General features: G+C 60.8%; 15 protein-coding genes and 2 pseudogenes. 12 read left to right on the top strand and 5 right to left on the bottom strand.

Going from position 1 to position 19,942, the window contains the following annotated elements:
* Positions 1 to 247 precede the first annotated feature (247 nt).
* From OGV19_RS22130 to mcpH, 3 genes and pseudogenes are all read left to right on the top strand, one after another.
* Positions 248 to 1,183 (top strand): IS110 family transposase, encoded by a 936-nt coding sequence (locus tag OGV19_RS22130; protein WP_264309880.1) that lies wholly within the window; start codon positions 248 to 250, stop codon positions 1,181 to 1,183.
* 191 nt (positions 1,184 to 1,374) lie between these two features.
* Positions 1,375 to 2,448, top strand: a pseudogene (locus tag OGV19_RS27905) (cache domain-containing protein); the annotation flags it as partial.
* A gap of 357 nt (positions 2,449 to 2,805) precedes the next feature.
* Positions 2,806 to 3,312: pseudogene (gene mcpH / locus OGV19_RS27900) on the top strand (methyl-accepting chemotaxis protein McpH); the annotation flags it as partial.
* Positions 3,313 to 3,409: 97 nt separating this feature from the next.
* Here the strand turns inward: mcpH and OGV19_RS22120 are convergent.
* A complete protein-coding gene (locus tag OGV19_RS22120) occupies positions 3,410 to 4,450 on the bottom strand; it encodes a threonine aldolase family protein (RefSeq protein WP_264310642.1) in 1,041 nt (346 codons plus the stop codon).
* A 327-nt stretch (positions 4,451 to 4,777) separates the two neighbouring features.
* Here OGV19_RS22120 and OGV19_RS22115 point away from each other — a divergent pair, with 327 nt between their 5' ends.
* From OGV19_RS22115 to fdhA, 7 genes are all read left to right on the top strand, one after another.
* The gene (locus tag OGV19_RS22115) at positions 4,778 to 6,031 is read left to right on the top strand and encodes a serine hydroxymethyltransferase (RefSeq protein WP_016484535.1); all 1,254 of its coding nucleotides are present in this window, start codon (positions 4,778 to 4,780) and stop codon (positions 6,029 to 6,031) included.
* Positions 6,032 to 6,046: 15 nt separating this feature from the next.
* Positions 6,047 to 7,297: a sarcosine oxidase subunit beta family protein gene (locus OGV19_RS22110; protein WP_008089646.1), complete on the top strand. Its 1,251-nt coding sequence runs from the start codon at positions 6,047 to 6,049 to the stop codon at positions 7,295 to 7,297.
* A gap of 14 nt (positions 7,298 to 7,311) precedes the next feature.
* Positions 7,312 to 7,647 carry a sarcosine oxidase subunit delta gene (locus tag OGV19_RS22105; RefSeq protein WP_027594307.1) on the top strand — a complete coding sequence of 112 codons (336 nt, stop codon included), beginning with the start codon at positions 7,312 to 7,314 and terminating at the stop codon, positions 7,645 to 7,647.
* Positions 7,644 to 10,661 (top strand): sarcosine oxidase subunit alpha, encoded by a 3,018-nt coding sequence (locus tag OGV19_RS22100; protein ID WP_264310641.1) that lies wholly within the window; start codon positions 7,644 to 7,646, stop codon positions 10,659 to 10,661. The genes OGV19_RS22105 and OGV19_RS22100 overlap by 4 nt, the downstream gene beginning before the upstream one ends.
* A gap of 181 nt (positions 10,662 to 10,842) precedes the next feature.
* The gene (locus OGV19_RS22095) at positions 10,843 to 11,475 is read left to right on the top strand and encodes a sarcosine oxidase subunit gamma (RefSeq protein ID WP_264310640.1); all 633 of its coding nucleotides are present in this window, start codon (positions 10,843 to 10,845) and stop codon (positions 11,473 to 11,475) included.
* 12 nt (positions 11,476 to 11,487) lie between these two features.
* A complete protein-coding gene (gene purU, locus OGV19_RS22090) occupies positions 11,488 to 12,345 on the top strand; it encodes a formyltetrahydrofolate deformylase (protein ID WP_264310639.1) in 858 nt (285 codons plus the stop codon).
* Positions 12,346 to 12,614: 269 nt separating this feature from the next.
* Complete coding sequence (fdhA, locus tag OGV19_RS22085) at positions 12,615 to 13,814, top strand: formaldehyde dehydrogenase, glutathione-independent (protein ID WP_027594311.1); 1,200 nt, start codon at positions 12,615 to 12,617, stop codon at positions 13,812 to 13,814.
* A 156-nt stretch (positions 13,815 to 13,970) separates the two neighbouring features.
* On the opposite strand, the gene OGV19_RS27895 is transcribed toward fdhA, so the two are convergent.
* A complete protein-coding gene (locus OGV19_RS27895) occupies positions 13,971 to 14,711 on the bottom strand; it encodes an RHS repeat-associated core domain-containing protein (protein WP_413470147.1) in 741 nt (246 codons plus the stop codon).
* A 402-nt stretch (positions 14,712 to 15,113) separates the two neighbouring features.
* Between OGV19_RS27895 and OGV19_RS22080 the strand changes: the two genes are divergently transcribed.
* On the top strand, positions 15,114 to 15,689 hold the full coding sequence (locus OGV19_RS22080) for a DUF2780 domain-containing protein (RefSeq protein WP_264310638.1): 576 nt from the start codon (positions 15,114 to 15,116) through the stop codon (positions 15,687 to 15,689).
* 213 nt (positions 15,690 to 15,902) lie between these two features.
* On the opposite strand, the gene OGV19_RS22075 is transcribed toward OGV19_RS22080, so the two are convergent.
* From OGV19_RS22075 to OGV19_RS22065, 3 genes are all read right to left on the bottom strand, one after another.
* Positions 15,903 to 16,562: an RHS repeat-associated core domain-containing protein gene (locus OGV19_RS22075; protein WP_264310637.1), complete on the bottom strand. Its 660-nt coding sequence runs from the start codon at positions 16,560 to 16,562 to the stop codon at positions 15,903 to 15,905.
* A 93-nt stretch (positions 16,563 to 16,655) separates the two neighbouring features.
* Positions 16,656 to 18,005 (bottom strand): APC family permease, encoded by a 1,350-nt coding sequence (locus OGV19_RS22070; RefSeq protein ID WP_264310636.1) that lies wholly within the window; start codon positions 18,003 to 18,005, stop codon positions 16,656 to 16,658.
* A 244-nt stretch (positions 18,006 to 18,249) separates the two neighbouring features.
* Positions 18,250 to 19,137, bottom strand: coding sequence for a 1-acylglycerol-3-phosphate O-acyltransferase, YihG family (locus OGV19_RS22065; protein ID WP_264310635.1), 888 nt, complete (start codon positions 19,135 to 19,137; stop codon positions 18,250 to 18,252).
* 182 nt (positions 19,138 to 19,319) lie between these two features.
* Here OGV19_RS22065 and OGV19_RS22060 point away from each other — a divergent pair, with 182 nt between their 5' ends.
* A complete protein-coding gene (locus OGV19_RS22060; RefSeq protein WP_264310634.1) occupies positions 19,320 to 19,820 on the top strand; it encodes a retropepsin-like aspartic peptidase RloA2 in 501 nt (166 codons plus the stop codon).
* The last annotated feature ends 122 nt before the right edge of the window (positions 19,821 to 19,942 follow it).

Raw genomic sequence — 19,942 nt, 5'->3', positions numbered from 1 at the left:
GTGAATTCACCGCTGCATTCGCGGGCAAGCCCGCTTGTGTCTTGGAGAGGGAATAGAATCTGAAGTGAGAGCGGTGAATGGCAAGCTGATAGCCCGAGGTGCCCAGAGCACGTGTGGGAGCAAAAGCTGCCATTCACCGTTCCACTTTGGCGAGAGCCCGAACAGTTGGATGAGGGGCGTAATCTCGAATCACAAGCGTGGGCCAAGCCAAAGCGCTCTCACTCCTTGAGTTTAAGAGGGTTTGGCCATGTCTTCCTCTGTCGGCATCGATGTTTCCAGTGCCACACTTGCTGTTCACATCCGTCCTGAGGGGGTGAACTTCAGTGTTTCCAATGACTTGAAGGGATTCCAACTGCTCGTCGAAAAGCTTGGCGAGTATGCAATTTCAATGGTCTTGCTCGAAGCTACCGGTGGCTACGAGTGCAATGTCCTCAAAGCGCTGCAGGATGCCGATTTTCCGGTTTGCCGGATCAATCCCAGTCGTGCCCGGGACTTTGCCAAGTCGATGGGTAAACGCGCCAAGACCGATCCCATTGACGCAGCTGTTTTGGCTCACCTGGCTGAAGTTATGCCCCCACGGCCTTGCCAGGTGATGACACCCGAGCGGGCTTTGCTGCGCGAACTGCTTATGCAGCGGGATCGCTTCGTCCAACAGCGCGACGATGACAAGCGGCGCCTGAAGCAGGCGCGGGCTCCCAGTGTTTGTTTGCGGTTGGAACAACACATCGCCTATCTGAAGGGTGAAATTCGAGCGCTGGAACAAGAGATCGCACAGCAGGCAGCAGCTTTGCCTGATGATCGGGTTAAACAGCTCACTCAAGTCAAAGGAATTGGTCTGATTACTGCCGGAAAGCTGATGGCCTTGCTGCCAGAGCTGGGCCAGGTGGATAAGAAGGAAATTGCCGCCTTGGTCGGTGTTGCGCCGTTCAACCAGGACAGCGGCAAGCAGTCGGGCAAGCGTTCAATCTGGGGGGGACGCTCACAAGTCAGGCGGGCGCTCTATATGGCCTGCTGGGTGGTGATACGGCACAACAAGGACTTCTGCGAGCGCTACAAAGCACTGCGAGCCCAGGGGAAGTGCGCGAAAGTATCGGTGGTGGCGTGTATGCGAGTATTGATAGTGAGGCTAAATGCGATGCTCAAGACCGGAACGCCCTGGAAGGAGCAAATAGCTCATTCGTAGGAGCAAGCCTTGCTGGCGATGCCCGGCACAGCCGGGCCTGGGGCGCTACGCGCCCCATCGCCGGCAAGGCCAGCTTCCACAAGAAGACAGTTGCTCCCACAGTTGTTTTTGGTTGTTCCAAGTCACTGGAATAACTGGATACGCAAGTGTATACACTTCCCCCAAAACAATAATTGGCGGGGAGCAAGGGCATGCGTATCTGGCGTAAGAGCATCCAGTGGCAATTGATCGCAAGCATGGGCGCGGCCCTGCTGGCGAGCATCCTGGTGGTGGTGATCATTTTCACGGTGGCGCTCAACCGCCTGACCGAACGCTACCTGGTCGACACAGCGTTGCCAGCCAGTGTCGAAGCCATCCGTAACGACATCGAGCGTATGCTCGGCCAGCCGTTGGTGGCTGCGGCCGACATTGCTGGCAATACCCTGCTGCGCGATTGGCTCGCCGATGGCGAAGACCCTGCCCAAGCCTTGCGCTTCATCGAGTACCTCGACGCTGCCAAGCAGCGGAACAAAGCCTTTACCACGCTGTTCGCCTCGACCGAGACCGGCCACTACTACAACGAGAATGGCCTGGACCGCACCCTGAGTCGGGCCAACCCCAAGGACAAGTGGTTTTACGGCTACATCGACAGCGGCGCCGAGCGCCTGATCAATATCGATATCGACGGCGCCACCGGCGAGCTGGCGCTGTTCATCGACTACCGCGTGGAAAAGGACGGCAAGCTGGTGGGCGTGGCCGGCATGGGCCTGCGCATGACCCAACTGTCGAAACTGATCCATGACTTCAGCTTTGGCGAGCACGGCAAGGTGTTTCTGGTGCGCAACGATGGCCTGATCCAGGTGCACCCGGACAATGCCTTCAGCGGCAAGCGCCAGCTCGACGAACAGCTCGATGCGCACGCGGCGAAGGCGGTCATGAGTGGCGACCAGGGCCTGCGCACCAGCCGCTTCCAGCGCGATGGCGAAGACTACCTGGCGTTGGGCCTGCCGCTGCGCGACCTGAACTGGACCCTGGTCGCCGAGGTGCCTGAGGCCGAGATCTTTGCGCAGATGCACCAGGCGGTTTGGCTGACCACCGTGATCGGTGGTGGCGTCGCGCTGCTGTCGCTGCTGTTGGTGGTATTGCTGGCGCGTGGACTGGTGCGGCCTATCCGCCGCGTTACCGCTGCGCTGGTGCAGATTGGCAGTGGCGCGGGTGATCTCAGCCATCGCCTGGATGATTCCCGCCAGGACGAATTAGGCGACCTGGCCCGCGGCTTCAACCGTTTTCTCGACAGCCAGCGCGGGTTGATCGGTGAGGTGCTGCGCACGACCGAGCGGTTGCACCTGGCCGTTGAACAGGTCACTCAGGTGGTGGACAACACAGCTGAACGCTCGGGGCGGCAGCAAGAAATGACCGAGATGGTTGCCACCGCCGTCCACGAAATGGGGCTGACGGTGCAGGACATTGCCCGCAATGCCGGCAATGCAGCCGAGGCTTCACAGTCGGCGCGCGACGAAGCCTTGCAGGCGCGTGATGTGGTGCGGCGCTCGATCCAGGGTATCGAAGGTATGTCGGGTGACATCGGCAAGGCTGCGGATGCGGTAGCGCAGTTGGCCGATGAAGTCGCCTCGATCGATGAAGTATTGGCGGTGATCCGCAGTATTTCCGAGCAAACCAACCTCTTGGCGTTGAATGCTGCCATCGAGGCGGCGCGGGCAGGGGAGATGGGGCGTGGCTTTGCCGTGGTTGCCGATGAAGTACGTACCCTGGCGCGGCGAACCCAGTTGTCCACGGATGAAGTGCAGCAAATGATCCAGCGCCTAAAGCAAGGGGCCGGTTCAGCGGTGACGTCGATGCAGGCCGGGCAGCAGGCGACGGGCTGTGGCGTTGAGTCGAGCCAGCGTACCGGGGCCTCGTTGGGGGCGATTACCGATCAGGTCGAGCACATCAGCGACATGAACCACCAAGTGGCTACAGCGACTGAAGAGCAATCGGCGGTGACTGAGGAGATCAACCGGACTGTGCAGGGGATTTCCGACCTGGCCCGGGAAACGGCGGCGGAGGTGCAGGGGTGCCGGGAGGAGTGTCAGGCGTTGCGTGGCTTGGCTGATGACCTGGCGCGGCAGATGAGTGGGTTCAGGCTTTAGATCGCTGGAGCTACTGCCATCGCATTCGCGGGCAAGCCCGCTCCTACAGGGGCATGCACAACCCTGTGGGAGCGGGCTTGCCCGCGAATGCGATCTGTCAGGCAGTGATGATCGAGCGGATATCCGCCGCCAGTTCCCGCACCCGCGCTTCCTCGGTATCCCACGAACACATGAACCGCGCCCCACCACTACCAATGAAGGTATAGAACCGCCAGCCCCTGCCACGCAGCGCTTCAATCGCTGGCTCCGGCATCTGCAGGAACACCCCGTTGGCTTCCACCGGGAACATCAGCTCCACCCCCGGCAAGTCACTGACCAACGATGCCAGCAACTGCGCACAGTGGTTGGCGTGGTTGCCATGGCGCAGCCAGGCGCCGTCTTCCAGCAGCCCGACCCAGGGCGCGGACAAGAAACGCATCTTCGACGCCAACTGCCCGGCCTGCTTGCAGCGGTAGTCGAAATCTTCCGCCAGCTGGCGATTGAAGAACAGGATCGCCTCACCCACCGCCATGCCGTTCTTGGTGCCGCCAAAACACAGCACATCGACACCGGCCTTCCAGGTCAGCTCGGCCGGGCTGCAACCGAGGAACGCGCAGGCATTGGTAAAGCGTGCCCCGTCCATGTGCAGGTTCAGGCCCAGCTCCTTGCAGGTGGCACTGATCGCCCTGAGCTCGTCGGGGCGGTACACGGTGCCCACTTCGGTGGCCTGGGTGAGGGTGACGACGCGTGGCTTGGGGTAGTGGATGTCCTGGCGCTTGAGCGCCACTTCGCGGATCGATTGTGGCGTCAGCTTGCCGTTGACGCTGGGCGCAGTCAGCAGCTTGGAGCCGTTAGAGAAGAACTCCGGCGCGCCGCATTCGTCGGTTTCGACGTGGGCGGTCTCGGAGCAGATCACGCTGTGGTAGCTCTGGCACAACGAGGCCAGGGCCAGGGAGTTGGCGGCGGTGCCGTTGAAGCCGAAGAACACCTCGCAGTCGGTTTCGAACAGGTTGCGAAAGTATTCCGAGGCACGCTCGGTCCACTGGTCGTCGCCGTAAGCGCGGTCGTGGCCGTGGTTGGCTTTCTCCATCGCGGCCCAGGCTTCGGGGCAGATGCCGGAATAGTTGTCGCTGGCGAATTGTTGGCTCTTATCTGTCATGGCACGGTCCTGTGAACGACGCAGAACAGCACTCTAAACCATCGATTCAGCAGTTGCCTATACAACTGTGCAACCTCCACTTATGCGTTGTTCATGCCGGCCTCTTCGCGGGGCAAGCCCGCTCCCACAGTGGCCCTGTGCACGCGGCCATTGTGGGAGCGGGCTTGCCCCGCGAAGAGGCCGGCATGCACAACACAAATGCCAATGTCGTAAACGCGCCATTGCAAGGCGTGCGCAGGCATCTGACCCGACCCCGCCAGTCATAACATCGCCATAAAGGGCCACAGTGCCCCACGACAAAAAACGATCGCTGCCGGGAGATACACGATGTTCAGCAAGCAAGACCAGATCCAGGGTTACGACGACGCACTGCTGGCGGCGATGAATGCCGAAGAACAGCGCCAGGAAGATCACATCGAACTGATCGCCTCGGAGAACTACACCAGCAAGCGCGTCATGCAGGCCCAAGGCAGCGGCCTGACCAACAAGTACGCCGAAGGCTACCCAGGCAAGCGCTACTACGGTGGCTGCGAGCACGTGGACAAGGTCGAGGCACTGGCCATCGAGCGCGCCAAGCAACTGTTCGGTGCCGACTACGCCAACGTTCAGCCGCACTCCGGTTCTTCCGCCAACGGCGCGGTCTACCTGGCCCTGCTGCAGGCCGGTGACACCATCCTGGGCATGAGCCTGGCCCACGGCGGCCACCTGACCCACGGCGCCAAAGTGTCGTCTTCGGGCAAGCTGTACAACGCTGTGCAGTACGGCATCAACACCGACACCGGCCTGATCGACTACGACGAAGTCGAGCGCCTGGCGGTCGAGCACAAACCGAAAATGATCGTTGCCGGCTTCTCGGCTTACTCCAAGACCCTCGACTTCCCACGCTTCCGCGCCATCGCCGACAAGGTCGGTGCGCTGCTGTTCGTCGACATGGCCCACGTTGCCGGCCTGGTTGCCGCTGGCCTGTACCCGAACCCGATCCCGTTCGCCGATGTGGTCACCACCACCACCCACAAGACCCTGCGTGGTCCGCGTGGCGGCCTGATCCTGGCCAAGTCCAACGAAGAGATCGAGAAAAAGCTCAACGCCGCAGTCTTCCCGGGCGCCCAGGGCGGCCCGCTGATGCACGTCATCGCCGCCAAGGCCGTGTGCTTCAAGGAAGCGCTGGAGCCTGGCTTCAAGGCTTACCAGCAACAAGTGATCGAAAACGCCCAGGCCATGGCCCAGGTGTTCATTGACCGCGGCTACGACGTGGTTTCCGGTGGTACTGACAACCACCTGTTCCTGGTCAGCCTGATCCGCCAGGGCCTCACCGGTAAAGATGCCGACGCCGCCCTTGGCCGCGCGCACATCACCGTCAACAAGAACGCCGTGCCGAACGACCCGCAGTCGCCGTTCGTCACCTCGGGCCTGCGCATCGGCACCCCGGCCGTCACCACTCGCGGCTTCAAGGTCGCCCAGTGTGTGGCCCTGGCCGGCTGGATCTGCGACATCCTCGACAACCTCGGTGACGCTGACGTCGAAGCCGATGTGGCGAAGAACGTCGCGGCGCTGTGCGCAGACTTCCCTGTTTACCGCTGAGTGGAGTAAACGACCATGCAACGCTACTCGGGCTTCGGCCTCTTCAAACACTCCCTCAGCCACCACGAAAACTGGCAGCGCATGTGGCGCACGCCGACCCCTAAAAAGGTCTACGACGTGGTCATCGTCGGCGGTGGCGGCCATGGCCTGGCCACGGCCTACTACCTGGCCAAGGAACACGGCATCACCAACGTTGCAGTGATCGAGAAGGGTTACCTGGGCGGCGGCAACACCGCCCGTAACACCACCATCGTGCGCTCCAACTACCTGTGGGACGAATCGGCGCAGTTGTACGAACACGCCATGAAGCTGTGGGAGGGCCTGTCCCAGGACATCAACTACAACGTGATGTTCTCCCAGCGCGGCGTCTACAACCTGTGCCACACCCTGCAGGACATTCGTGACTCCGAGCGCCGTGTCAGCGCCAACCGCCTCAATGGCGTCGATGGCGAACTGCTGAACACCGCCCAGGTCGCGGCCGAAATCCCGTACCTGGACTGCTCGAAGAACACCCGTTATCCGATCCTCGGCGCGACCGTTCAGCGTCGTGGTGGTGTTGCCCGTCACGACGCCGTGGCCTGGGGTTACGCCCGTGCCGCCGACGCCCTGGGCGTGGACCTGATCCAGCAGACCGAAGTGATCGGTTTCCGCAAGGAAAACGGCGCGGTCATCGGTGTCGAAACCAACAAAGGCTTCATCGGCGCCAAGCGCGTCGGCGTGGTCACCGCTGGTAACTCCGGGCACATGGCCAAACTGGCCGGCTTCCGCCTGCCGCTGGAATCGCACCCGTTGCAAGCATTGGTGTCCGAGCCGATCAAGCCGATCATCGACAGCGTGATCATGTCCAACGCCGTGCACGGCTACATCAGCCAGTCCGACAAGGGCGACCTGGTGATCGGTGCCGGTATCGACGGCTGGGTCGGCTACGGCCAGCGCGGTTCGTACCCGGTGATCGAGCACACCCTGCAGGCCATCGTCGAGATGTTCCCCAACCTCTCGCGCGTGCGCATGAACCGCCAGTGGGGCGGCATCGTCGACACCTCGCCGGACGCTTGCCCGATCATCTCCAAGACCCCGGTCAAGAACATGTTCTTCAACTGCGGCTGGGGCACCGGCGGCTTCAAGGCGACCCCGGGCTCGGGCAACGTCTTTGCCGCAAGCCTGGCCAAAGGCGAGATGCACCCGCTGGCTGCGCCGTTCTCCATGGACCGTTTCTACAACGGCGCACTGATCGACGAACACGGCGCCGCCGCCGTCGCCCACTAACCGGAGACACCGTCATGTTGCATATTTTTTGTCCCCACTGCGGCGAGCTGCGCTCCGAAGAAGAGTTCCACGCCTCTGGCCAGGCGCACATCGCCCGCCCGCTGGACCCTGCTGCCTGCTCCGACGAGGAGTGGGGTACCTACATGTTCTTCCGCGACAACCCGCGCGGTATTCACCATGAACTGTGGGACCACGTTGCCGGCTGCCGTCAGTACTTCAACGTCACCCGCGACACCGTGACCTACGAGATTCTGGAAACCTACAAGATTGGCGAGAAGCCGCAGGTGACCGCCAACGGCAAGCAAAACAGCGCACCGTCGACCGTCAAAGGCCAAGGGGAAAAAGTATGAGCCAGACCTATCGCCTCGCCAGCGGCGGCCGTATCGACCGCAGCAAGGTCCTGAACTTCACCTTCAACGGCAAGACCTACCAAGGTTATGCCGGTGACAGCCTGGCCGCCGCGCTGCTGGCCAACGGCGTCGACATCGTTGGCCGTAGCTTCAAGTACTCGCGCCCGCGCGGCATCATCGCCGCCGGTACCGAAGAGCCGAACGCCATCCTGCAGATCGGCTCCAGCGAAGCCACCCAGATCCCCAACGTGCGTGCCACCCAGCAGGCGCTGTACGCCGGCCTGGTCGCCACCAGCACCAACGGCTGGCCGAACGTCAACAACGACGTCATGGGCATCCTCGGCAAGGTCGGCGGCAGCATGATGCCGCCGGGCTTCTACTACAAAACCTTCATGTACCCGAAATCGTTCTGGATGACTTACGAGAAGTACATCCGTAAAGCGGCAGGCCTTGGCCGTGCGCCGCTGCAGAACGACCCGGACAGCTACGACTACATGAACCAGCACTGCGACGTGCTGATTGTCGGCGCCGGCCCTGCTGGCCTGGCCGCCGCCCTGGCAGCAGCCCGCAGCGGCGCCCGCGTGATCCTCGCCGATGAACAGGAAGAGTTCGGCGGCAGCCTGCTCGACACCCGCGAAACCCTCGACGGCAAGCCTGCCGCTGACTGGGTGAATGCCGTAGTCAAAGAGCTGGCAAGCCTGCCTGAAGTAACCCTGCTGCCTCGCGCCACGGTCAACGGCTACCACGACCACAACTTCCTGACCATCCACGAGCGCCTTACCGACCACCTCGGCGACCGCGCGCCGATCGGCCAGGTGCGTCACCGCGTGCACCGTGTGCGTGCCGGCCGTGTGGTACTGGCCGCTGGCGCCCACGAGCGCCCGCTGGTGTACGGCAACAACGACGTGCCGGGCAACATGCTGGCCGGTGCCGTGTCCACCTACGTGCGCCGTTACGGCGTGGCCCCAGGCCGCAAGCTGGTGCTGTCGACCAACAACGACCACGCCTACCGCGCCGCGCTGGACTGGCACGACGCAGGCCTGCAAGTGGTCGCCATCGCCGACGCTCGCCACAATCCACGTGGCTCGCTGGTTGAGGAAGCACGTGCCAAGGGCATCCGCATCCTCACCTCCAGCGCCGTGGTCGAGGCCAAAGGCAGCAAGCACGTGACCGGCGCCCGCGTGGCCGCCATCGACGTGCAGGCCCATAAAGTCACCAGCCCAGGCGAAACCCTTGAGTGCGACCTGATCGCCAGCTCCGGCGGCTACAGCCCGATCGTCCACCTGGCATCGCACCTGGGCGGTCGCCCGGTATGGCGCGATGACATCCTCGGCTTCGTGCCGGGCGATGCCCCGCAAAAACGCGTTTGCGTCGGCGGTATCCATGGTGTCTACGCCCTCGGCGACGTGATTGCCGATGGCTTTGAAGGCGGCGTTCGCGCAGCCACTGAAGCCGGCTTCAAGGCCAGCACCGGCACCTTGCCGAAAACCGTGGCGCGTAAGGAAGAAGCCACCGTGGCACTGTTCCAGGTGCCGCACGACAAGGGCAGCAAAGGGCCGAAGCAGTTCGTCGACCAACAGAACGACGTGACCGCTGCCGGTATCGAGCTGGCCACCCGTGAAGGTTTCGAGTCGGTCGAACACGTCAAACGCTACACCGCGCTGGGCTTCGGTACCGACCAGGGCAAACTGGGCAACATCAACGGCCTGGCCATCGCCGCCCGTTCGATCGGCATCACCATTCCGGAAATGGGCACCACCATGTTCCGCCCCAACTACACACCGGTAACCTTCGGTGCAGTAGCGGGCCGTCACTGTGGTCACCTGTTCGAACCTGTACGCTTCACCGCGCTGCATGGCTGGCACGTGAAGAACGGCGCCGAGTTCGAGGACGTCGGCCAGTGGAAGCGCCCTTGGTACTTCCCGAAAGCCGGTGAAGACATCCACACCGCCGTGGCCCGCGAGTGCAAGGCTGTGCGTGACAGCGTCGGCCTGCTCGACGCCTCGACCCTGGGCAAGATCGACATCCAGGGCCCGGACGCGCGTGAGTTCCTCAACCGCATCTACAGCAACGCCTGGACCAAGCTCGACGTGGGCAAGGCCCGCTACGGCCTGATGTGCAAGGAAGACGGCATGGTCTTCGACGACGGCGTGACCGCCTGCGTCGGCGACAACCACTTCTACATGACCACCACCACCGGCGGCGCCGCCCGCGTGCTGCAGTGGCTGGAGCTGTACCACCAGACCGAATGGCCAGAGATGAAGGTGTACTTCACCTCGGTCACCGACCACTGGGCGACCATGACCCTGTCCGGCCCCAACAGCCGCAAGCTGCTGAGCGCGCTGACCGACGACATCGACCTGGACAAGGACGCCTTCCCGTTCATGACCTGGAAGGAAGGCACCGTCGCTGGCGTACCGGCCCGTGTGTTCCGCATCTCGTTCACCGGTGAGCTGTCGTACGAAGTGAACGTGCAGGCCAACTACGCCATGGGCGTGCTGGAAAAGATCATCGAGGCGGGCAAGCAATACAACCTGACCCCGTATGGCACCGAGACCATGCACGTGCTGCGTGCCGAGAAGGGCTTCATCATCGTGGGCCAGGACACTGACGGCTCGATGAACCCGGACGACCTGAACATGAGCTGGTGCGTGGGCCGCAACAAGCCGTTCTCGTGGATCGGCCTGCGTGGCATGAACCGCGAAGACTGCCTGCGCGACAACCGCAAGCAGTTGGTCGGCCTGAAGCCTGTGGACCCGACCCAGTGGCTGCCTGAGGGCGCGCAACTGGTGTTCGACCCCAAGCAACCGATCCCGATGGACATGGTCGGCCACGTCACTTCCAGCTATGCCTCCAACTCCCTGGGCTATTCGTTCGCCATGGGTGTGGTCAAAGGCGGCCTCAAGCGCATGGGCGAGCGTGTGTACTCGCCGCAGGCCGACGGCAGCGTGATCGAGGCGGAAATCGTGTCTTCGGTGTTCTTCGATCCGAAGGGTGAGCGGCAGAACGTTTAAGGCCCTGAGATAGGTCTGCTTGAAATGCAAGCCCTGTGGGAGCGGGCTTGCCCCGCGAATGCGATGGTGGCTTCACCGCCCTCTTCGCGGGACAAGCCCGCTCCCACAGGCCACAGCTAGCATTCGGGCATTGCATCTGACCTCCGGTCTTACGGACAACAGAATTCAAGGCAGGTAAGAAATGAGCGCTATCAACGTCTTCCAGCAAAACCCCGGCGCCGAAGCCAAGGCTCAGTCGCCGCTGCACCATGCCGACCTGGCCAGCCTGGTTGGCAAAGGCCGCAAGAACGCAGGCGTGACCCTGCGTGAGAAAAAACTCCTCGGTCACCTGACCCTGCGTGGCGACGGCCACAATCCGGAATTCGCCGCAGGCGTGCACAAGGCCTTGGGCCTGGAGCTGCCGGTGGCCCTGACCGTGGTTGCCAACAGCGACATGTCGCTGCAGTGGATGGGCCCCGACGAGTGGCTGCTGATCGTCCCAGGCGGCCAGGAGTTTGCCGTTGAGCAAAAACTGCGCGCGGCCCTTGAAGGCCAGCACATCCAGGTAGTTAACGTCAGCGGCGGGCAAAGCCTGCTGGAACTGCGCGGCCCGAACGTGCGTGAAGTGCTGATGAAGTCCACCAGCTATGATGTTCACCCAAACAACTTCCCAGTGGGCAAGGCCGTCGGCACCGTGTTCGCCAAGTCGCAACTGGTGATCCGCCGCACCGCCGAAGACACCTGGGAACTGGTGATTCGCCGCAGCTTCGCCGATTACTGGTGGCTGTGGCTGCAGGACGCTTCGGCCGAGTTCGGCCTGAGCATCGAGGCCTAAGGAGAGCAGAACATGAGTCGGGCACCGGATACCTGGATTCTCACCGCCGACTGCCCGAGCATGCTCGGTACCGTCGACGTGGTGACGCGTTACCTCTTCGAGCAGCGCTGCTACGTGACGGAGCACCACTCCTTCGATGACCGGCAGTCGGGGCGCTTCTTCATTCGCGTCGAGTTCCGCCAGCCGGACGATTTTGATGAGGTCGGCTTTCGTGCCGGCCTCGCCGAACGCAGTGATGCGTTTGGCATGGCTTTCGAGCTGACCGCGCCGAATCATCGCCCCAAGGTGGTGATCATGGTGTCCAAGGCCGACCACTGCCTGAACGACCTGCTGTATCGCCAGCGCATCGGGCAACTGAGCATGGACGTGGTTGCGGTGGTGTCCAACCACCCAGACCTCGAACCCTTGGCGCACTGGCACAAGATTCCCTACTACCATTTTGCCCTCGACCCCAACGACAAGGCCGGGCAAGAGCGCAAGGTGCTGCAAGTGATCGAGGAGACTGGCGCTGAACTGGTCATCCTTGCCCGTTACATGCAGGTGTTGTCGCCCGAGTTGTGCCGGCGCCTGGACGGTTGGGCGATCAATATTCACCACTCGCTGTTGCCGGGGTTCAAGGGCGCCAAGCCTTACCACCAGGCGTACAACAAGGGCGTGAAGATGGTTGGCGCTACGGCGCACTACATCAACAACGACCTGGATGAAGGGCCGATCATTGCCCAGGGGGTCGAGGTGGTGGACCACAGCCATTATCCCGAGGACCTGATTGCCAAGGGGCGGGATATCGAGTGCCTGACCTTGGCGCGGGCGGTGGGGTATCACATTGAGCGGCGGGTGTTCCTGAACGCCAACAGGACTGTCGTTCTCTGACAGTCTGTTCCGGCCTCTTCGCGGGCAAGCCCGCTCCCACAGGTACAGCGCCGCTTTCGAAGGCGGCGCTGTACCTGTGGGAGCGGGCTTGCCCGCGAATGGCCCAACACATTTTTCCCTGCCGTAAAAAGGCATCTTTCTGTCGTTTCCAGTCACTGCCCCCCGCCCCATCAGGCCCACAATTCCCTGCATTCCAGTAACACATGCCGCCCATGGATGGCGGCGCTTCAACCAATGCTGCATACATAATAATCAAGCGAGGTAAGAGCATGTCTGGCAATCGTGGAGTGGTATATCTCGGCGCCGGCAAGGTCGAGGTGCAGAAGATCGACTACCCGAAAATGCAGGACCCGCGCGGCAAGAAGATCGAACACGGCGTCATTCTCAAGGTGGTCTCCACCAACATCTGCGGCTCCGACCAGCACATGGTCCGCGGTCGCACCACTGCCCAGGTCGGCCTGGTTCTGGGCCACGAAATCACCGGTGAAATCGTCGAGTTGGGGCGTGATGTCGAACGCCTGAAAAAAGGCGACCTGGTGTCGGTACCGTTCAACGTGGCGTGCGGCCGATGCCGCTCGTGCAAAGAGATGCACACCGGTGTCTGCCTCACCGTCAACCCGGCCCGCGCTGGCGGCGCCTACGGCTACGTCGACATGGGCGACTGGACCGGTGGCCAGGCTGAATACGTGCTGGTGCCGTACGCTGACTTCAACCTGCTGAAACTGCCGGATCGCGACAAGGCCATGGAGAAGATCCGTGACCTGACCTGCCTGTCCGACATTCTGCCGACTGGCTACCACGGCGCCGTGACTGCGGGCGTTGGCCCAGGCAGCACCGTTTACGTCGCGGGTGCTGGCCCGGTTGGTCTGGCCGCTGCTGCCTCGGCGCGTCTGCTGGGCGCCGCCTGCGTGATCGTGGGTGACCTCAACCAGGCCCGCCTGGCCCACGCCAAGTCCCAGGGCTTTGAAGTGGTCGACCTGTCCAAGGACACCCCGCTGCACGAGCAGATCATCGACATCCTCGGTGAGCCAGAAGTGGATTGCGCGGTGGATGCTGTCGGTTTCGAGGCCCGCGGCCACGGCCACGAAGGCGCCAAGCATGAAGCCCCGGCCACCGTGCTGAACTCGCTGATGCAGGTTACCCGCGTCGCCGGCAGTATCGGTATCCCGGGCCTGTACGTGACTGAAGACCCGGGCGCCTCCGACGCCGCCGCCAAGATCGGCGCACTGAGCATCCGCTTTGGCCTGGGCTGGGCGAAGTCGCACAGCTTCCACACCGGCCAGACCCCGACCATGAAATACAACCGCCAGCTGATGCAGGCGATCATGTGGGACCGGATCAACATTGCAGAAGTGGTAGGCGTGCAGGTGATCAACCTGGATCAGGCGCCGGAAGGGTATGGCGAGTTTGATGCGGGTGTGCCGAAGAAATTTGTGATCGACCCGCATAAGATGTGGGGTGCTGCGTAAATAACGTCGAATTAGAAGAGCCCCTCTGTTCGAGGGGCTTTTTCATAAAGGTTCCGGCCCAATAGCAGCCTCGAGCCAGAGTCATGCCCGCGAAAATATTGGCTCTAGTAGCTCAGGAAATCGATCCGCTCAACCCTTTGCCGTGCTTTTTATATGTTAGATTTGTCCAGATCTTAGTCTCGTAATTCGGTCGTTCATTTGATTGTATTCATTGGTCTTAGAATGAATTTCTCTATCGACTTGTGAGAGTAATCTTTTTTCACCTGCAGGCTTATTGCCGATTCTAGTTTGCCTGCTTATTGCCGCTTTAAGCCTGGATCTTTCCCCACCTAAAGCCAATAGATTACTTTCAATGTCGTTCAATTTGGAATTTAGATAACTCGCTTGATCTGCGTCGTTTGGAGAGGAGTATCCAATGCCTGATTGGTTGTTGCTGCGCGATTCTGCTATCCGCCCTCCCACGGGGGGCTCTGGCAGTGGTCTACCCTCATTGGGTCGGCGTACGGGACCTGATGAATAGTCGTTGTTTGCCGTTCTTGCGGGGCGGTTGGGCATATTAGGACGATTGCGAGATGGGGTTCTGAAACCCAGCGCGTTTCCCAGTCCCTTCAGACCACTGATAAGCCACATTGACGCTTGCCCAGATGAGTCTGTTTTGTTAATTGGATCATTTTCGCAGTAAGCGTATGAGTTTGCTCCACCATCGCCAAATGGGCTCTGAAGTACGTCTGGAGCGCAAAAGCGTCTGATTGCAGTATTAAATGGACGGTATCCATTACCCAGAATGTCCATTTGGCTTAAAGGGTCGCGCCATTGTCCGTTGAATATGATTAATGTCCTGATGTCTTGGGGCGGGAGATATCCATAAGGTGGTAGTGAGACAGCCTCAAACGGCATTCCGAGAATTGAGTTGGCACGGTCGACCGGCAGCAAGCTTATTTGTTTGGACTGTCCGAGCTGTGCAATAGGTGTTTCTTGCGCCCATAGTATCTGTCGATTGCCCTGAATTGATATTTCGGTTGCTATGTGCCCGTTCTGGTAAAAGTGAATTATATCTGAGGCTGCCAATTTCTCGGGCGCCCGCGTTGCCATCTCAGTGTTCCGCAGAACCCGAGATACTGGACTTTTGGTCATGGATTGCTGCCTTTGAAAAGGTATCGAGAGTGCTTACTTTGCATGCCCCAATTTGCCAGTACAACTAGCAGATTTATCAGGTGCTGAGGCATTTGGAACAAACCCCCAAACCTAGAGTCAAATCCTCGTTTCCCCCTGCCATCCCGGCCCACGAGGTCCCTCCCGATGAAAGCCTTCACCCTTGCAACCCTGATGACCCTGGCCGCAAGCCCGGTGTTCGCCTTCAACCTTAGCGATGCCGCCAACGCCGTATCCGCCATGCAGAACCAGAAACAGCAGGGCCAGGTGCAGGCGCCCGAGGCGCAGGCCAATTTGCTCAATACCCTGGGCAGTGAACTGAAGATCACCCCGGAACAGGCCGTGGGCGGGGCAGGGGCGATGTTGGGGTTGGCGCGCAATAACCTGAGCTCTGACGATTATGGTCAGCTGACCAAAGCCGTGCCTGGGCTGGACCTGCTGTCGGGTGCCAATGCGCTCGGCGGGTTGAGCGGGCTGGGCGATTTGCTGGGCAAGAACAGCGAAAGCCAGTCGGCGCTGAGCAATGCCCTGGGCAACAACGTCGAGAACCGCAACGACCTGGACACTGCGTTCAAGGCGCTGGGGATGGACACCGGGATGATCGGCCAGTTTGCCCCTCTGATTCTGCAGTACCTGGGCCAGCAGGGCATCGCCGGGTCGTTGCTGCAGAACCTGGGGAGCCTGTGGACCACGCCGGCGCCAGTGAATACGCCATCGGTTTGATTGGGCTGGACATGGGGTTGGTCAGGAGTGGAACCACCTGACCATCGCCACGTTCAATCAATCTTGCTGTTTTGGCACTTCACTACGGATGCTGGCGAGTTTCGCAAGGTAATTGGCACGCATTTTCGGGTCATGCACGTATGTCAGAAACTCTGGAGCATCTGCAAGGGACCGCTTCGCCCCCGCCAATCAGATATTCCTCATGCTTGACCATTAGACTGGATAGCTTCTGAGTGTGGAGTTAAGGTTTTTCAACCGATCTTGCGCGTCGTCAAGCCATGTGGCGAGTGCCTCCAGCGAAGTCTGGTATCTTTTCTCACTGATGCCAAAACTTTTCGCGAGGTCAGGCGTCGACGGCTCCATGAGAAAATTGAAGTCTTCTGTTTTTCGTTTTACGCGCTGAGTGAGCTTGTGAATGTAAACTTGTAATGACTGTTTTTCTTCAATAAGCCTGCCTGTCTGTACGTCGTGTTCGCCCGGATAGATACGGCCAGTTATCTTTCTGTTAAATCTCACTTTCTTTGTTGGCGCTCGTTTTAAAGGGGTAGTTGAGGATTGGGCCGACTGGATAAGATCAACCCAGAACTGCCGTCGCTGAGCAATTGTTCGCGCATGACCTGTATCATCCCGGAAATTGATCGGATCACAGTTGCAGTATGCGTAAGTGTTATATCCGCCCTGCCCAAAGGGGCTCAGGTTATCGGGCTTATGGAAGCGCATCAGGGTTGGACTGTAGCTACGGTAACCTTGTCCTAATGGGTAGATGCTGGTGAGGGGGTCGTTCTTTTCGCCATTGAAGCCAAGCAGGGTGGCCAACCAAGCTTGACTGTCGATGTATCCGTATGGGGTGTAGGCCAGGGCGGCTGTTCTCAATGGCGGGTACCTCGCAAAAGACGGTGTTACGTAAGTCTTTGTCTTCGCGAGGCCACGCACAACTGGCAGAATTGTCAGTACTTGCGGCGGACCTCAGCCCGCCTCGGAGAAGTCCGTCAGTAGAACCGGACGACGGAAGCCGGCAGTCAGAACGGCAAGATACGCCAGCCCCAGCGCAAACCAGCACAACCCAATCACCAACGTCAGCGCCGACAGGCTGGTCCACAGCCACAGTGTCAGCCCCAACCCCACCAGCGGCACCACGCCATAACTCAACAGCCCCTTGGCATTGCGCTGGCTGGCATCGTCCATCAGGTGGGTCTTCACCACTGCTAGGTTCACCGCCGAGAACGCCACCAGCGCGCCAAAGCTGATCAGCGAAGCGAGGGTGGACAGGTCGATCACCAACGCCAGCAGCGAGAACGCCGACACCAGCAAAATGGCGAACACCGGCGTACCAAAGCGCGGCGACAGGTAAGCGAAGCTACGGCGTGGCAGCACCTTGTCCCGGCCCATGGTGAACAGAATGCGCGACACTGCCGCCTGCGAGGCCAGTGCTGAACCCAGGCTGCCGGCAACGAACGCTGCGGTGAAGAAGTTGGCCAGGAATTGCCCGCCTGCCTTGAACATCACCTCGTTGGCTGCCGCATCGGCATTGGCAAAGGTGCTGCCTGGCAGCACCAGTTGGCTGACGTAGGCCAGCGCGGTGAACAGCACTCCGGCAAACAGCGTGGTGAGGATGATTGCCCGTGGCACATCGCGGCGGGCATCGCGGCATTCCTCGGCCAGGGTCGAGACGGCATCGAAGCCAAGGAAGGACAGGCACAGCACTGCAGCACCGGCCATCAGCGGGCCGAAGCCAGGTTGTGTGCCGTCACCCATCAGCGGCGAGAGCAGGTCTACCGGTTGGCCGGCCAGGGTCTGGCAGGACAACGCCACGAACACACCGATGAACACGATTTGCGCGCCGACGATCAGGTTGCTGGTCTTAGCCACCGAGTTGATGCCGACCACGTTGAGCACGGTCACCAGGGCGATGGAGGCGAGCACGAAGGCCCAGGCGGGCACCGCTGGGAAGGCGATGTTGAGAAACAGGCCGATCAGCAGGTAGTTGATCATTGGCAGGAACAAGTAATCGAGCAGCAGCGACCAGCCCGCCAGGAAACCAACGTTCTGGCCAAAGGCCATGTTGGTATAGGAATACGCCGAACCCGCGACCGGGAAGCGTTTGACCATGACGCTGTAGGACGCGGCGGTGAACAACATGGCCACCAGGGTGACCAGGTAGGCGCCTGCGGTGCGGCCACCGGTGAGTTCGGTGACGATGCCGTAAGTGGTGAAGATGGTCAGCGGGACCATGTACACCAGGCCGAAGAACACCAGGGCGGGCAGGCCCAGGACGCGACGAAGTTGGGCGGGGTTGGAGCTGGTTTGGTTGGCCATCGATCGATCCAGGCAATTTTTTGTAATTGTGCTTTGGTCGATTTTTATCCACTTAGGTGGAAGGTGACAAAGAAGTAATCCTTATGCTGATTATTAGCCAGGGTTTTAATCGGGCTTTGGCAGGGGATTAATTGGCCTCTTCGCGGGGCAAGCCCGCTCCCACAGGTTCACTACAGGTCTTAGAGCGGTGGTAGAACTGTGGGAGCGGGCTTGCCCCGCGAAGAGGCCGGACCAGGCAAATGACCTAGCGCAATTCTTCGCGCAACTGCTCAATCCGCTGATCCTTCTCCAACCACAGCTGGTTCACCCAAGCCTGCACGGTCTGCCGGAAGGCCGGGTCATTCTCGTAATCCCCCTCCCACAATGCCGGGTCCAGCTCACGCACCTGAATGTCGATAATCACCCGACTGATGCTGCCATTGAGCAAGTCCCAGAACCCAGGCGCTTGGTTGCCGGGGTAGACGATGGTCACGTCCAACAGCGCATCCAGCTGCTCACCCAACGCCGCCAGCACAAAGGCGACGCCGCCGGCTTTGGGCTTCAGCAGGTAGCGGTAAGGCGACTGCTGCTCCTGGCGCTTGGCCTCGGTGAAGCGTGTACCTTCAAGGTAATTGACCACAGTCACCGGCTGGCGCTTGAACAGCTCACAGGCGGCCTTGGTGATTTCCAGGTCCTTGCCCTTGAGCTCGGGGTGCTTGTCCAGAAACGCCTTGCTGTAGCGCTTCATGAACGGGTAATCCAGCCCCCACCAGGCCAGGCCCAGCAGCGGCACCCAGATCAGCTCCTTCTTGAGGAAGAACTTGAAGAACGGCGTGCGGCGGTTGAGGCTTTCGATCAGCGCGGGGATGTCGACCCAGGTCTGGTGGTTGCTCACGGCCAGGTACGAGGTGTCCTTGCGCAGGCGCTCGACGCCGCGGATGTCCCACTGGGTGGGGATGCACAGGGCGAAGATCGCCTTGTCGATCTCCGACCAGGTTTCGGCAAACCACATCACCGCAGCGGAGGCGTAGTCACGGCCACGGCCTGGCAGCACCAGTTTGAGCAGGGCGAAGACCATCAGCGGGCAGATCATCACCACAGTGTTGAGCAGCAGCAGCAGGGTTGTGAGAATGCCGGTCAGCAGGCGACGCATAAAAAAACTCTTGTTGTCAGATAAAAACGGCCGGCAATGATAAGCAGCGATGCGGCCCACGCCAAATGTCCAATGCCCAGCGGCGAGGACAAATGTTTCACATTGTGTTGATTACCGTGTGACGACGAACCTATTCAACTCGTGCAGTCTAAGCACTGTCTGCAATCAAGGAAGCGTAACCCGTGAAATCACTGCTTGCCCTGTTGTCGCTGTTCGCCTTGCCGGTCATGGCCGCCGAGCCGACGATTTATGGCCGTTACGAAAACATTAGCCTGCCGGAAATTGGCGAGACCCTGAAGGCCAAGATGGACACCGGCGCCTTCACCGCATCGCTGTCGGCCAAGGACATCGAGCTGTTCACCCGCGATGGCGATGAGTGGGTGCGCTTCCGCCTGGCGACCAAAGAGTCCGACGGCAAGGTCTACGAGCACAAGGTGTCGCGCATCAGCAAAATCAAAGGCCGTGCCGACGAAGAGGAAGAGGGCGATGCGCCGGAAATCTCCAAGCGCCCGGTGGTGGACCTTGAGCTGTGCCTGGGTGACGTGAAGCGCACTGTAGAAGTGAACCTGGTGGACCGCAGCAGCTTCAACTACCCGCTGTTGATCGGCTCCAAGGCGCTGCGTGAATTCAAGGCGGCGGTCAACCCGGCCAAGAAGTTCACCGCTGGTAAGCCAGACTGCTGACCTGGAACCTGACTGGCCCCTTGTAGGAGCGGCCTTGCCGGGGCGCCGGACCGGTCGGAAAGGGCCGCAAAGCGGCCCCACGATTTCAGCGTTGCTGCAGATTTTGCCGGGGCCGCTCTGCG

The organism is Pseudomonas putida (assembly GCF_025905425.1).
GTDB lineage: Bacteria > Pseudomonadota > Gammaproteobacteria > Pseudomonadales > Pseudomonadaceae > Aquipseudomonas > Aquipseudomonas putida_AF.
Note: the sequence above shows the minus strand (reverse complement) of the source record. Positions and strands in the feature narration are given on the sequence as shown.

Coding starts and splice junctions, on each gene's coding strand:
- OGV19_RS22130 (WP_264309880.1), top strand. CDS start 248: ATGTCTTCCTCTGTCGGCATCGATGTTTCCAGTGCCACACTTGCTGTT.
- OGV19_RS22120 (WP_264310642.1), bottom strand. CDS start 4,450: ATGACAGATAAGAGCCAACAATTCGCCAGCGACAACTATTCCGGCATC.
- OGV19_RS22115 (WP_016484535.1), top strand. CDS start 4,778: ATGTTCAGCAAGCAAGACCAGATCCAGGGTTACGACGACGCACTGCTG.
- OGV19_RS22110 (WP_008089646.1), top strand. CDS start 6,047: ATGCAACGCTACTCGGGCTTCGGCCTCTTCAAACACTCCCTCAGCCAC.
- OGV19_RS22105 (WP_027594307.1), top strand. CDS start 7,312: ATGTTGCATATTTTTTGTCCCCACTGCGGCGAGCTGCGCTCCGAAGAA.
- OGV19_RS22100 (WP_264310641.1), top strand. CDS start 7,644: ATGAGCCAGACCTATCGCCTCGCCAGCGGCGGCCGTATCGACCGCAGC.
- OGV19_RS22095 (WP_264310640.1), top strand. CDS start 10,843: ATGAGCGCTATCAACGTCTTCCAGCAAAACCCCGGCGCCGAAGCCAAG.
- purU (WP_264310639.1), top strand. CDS start 11,488: ATGAGTCGGGCACCGGATACCTGGATTCTCACCGCCGACTGCCCGAGC.
- fdhA (WP_027594311.1), top strand. CDS start 12,615: ATGTCTGGCAATCGTGGAGTGGTATATCTCGGCGCCGGCAAGGTCGAG.
- OGV19_RS27895 (WP_413470147.1), bottom strand. CDS start 14,711: ATGCCGTTTGAGGCTGTCTCACTACCACCTTATGGATATCTCCCGCCC.
- OGV19_RS22080 (WP_264310638.1), top strand. CDS start 15,114: ATGAAAGCCTTCACCCTTGCAACCCTGATGACCCTGGCCGCAAGCCCG.
- OGV19_RS22070 (WP_264310636.1), bottom strand. CDS start 18,005: ATGGCCAACCAAACCAGCTCCAACCCCGCCCAACTTCGTCGCGTCCTG.
- OGV19_RS22065 (WP_264310635.1), bottom strand. CDS start 19,137: ATGCGTCGCCTGCTGACCGGCATTCTCACAACCCTGCTGCTGCTGCTC.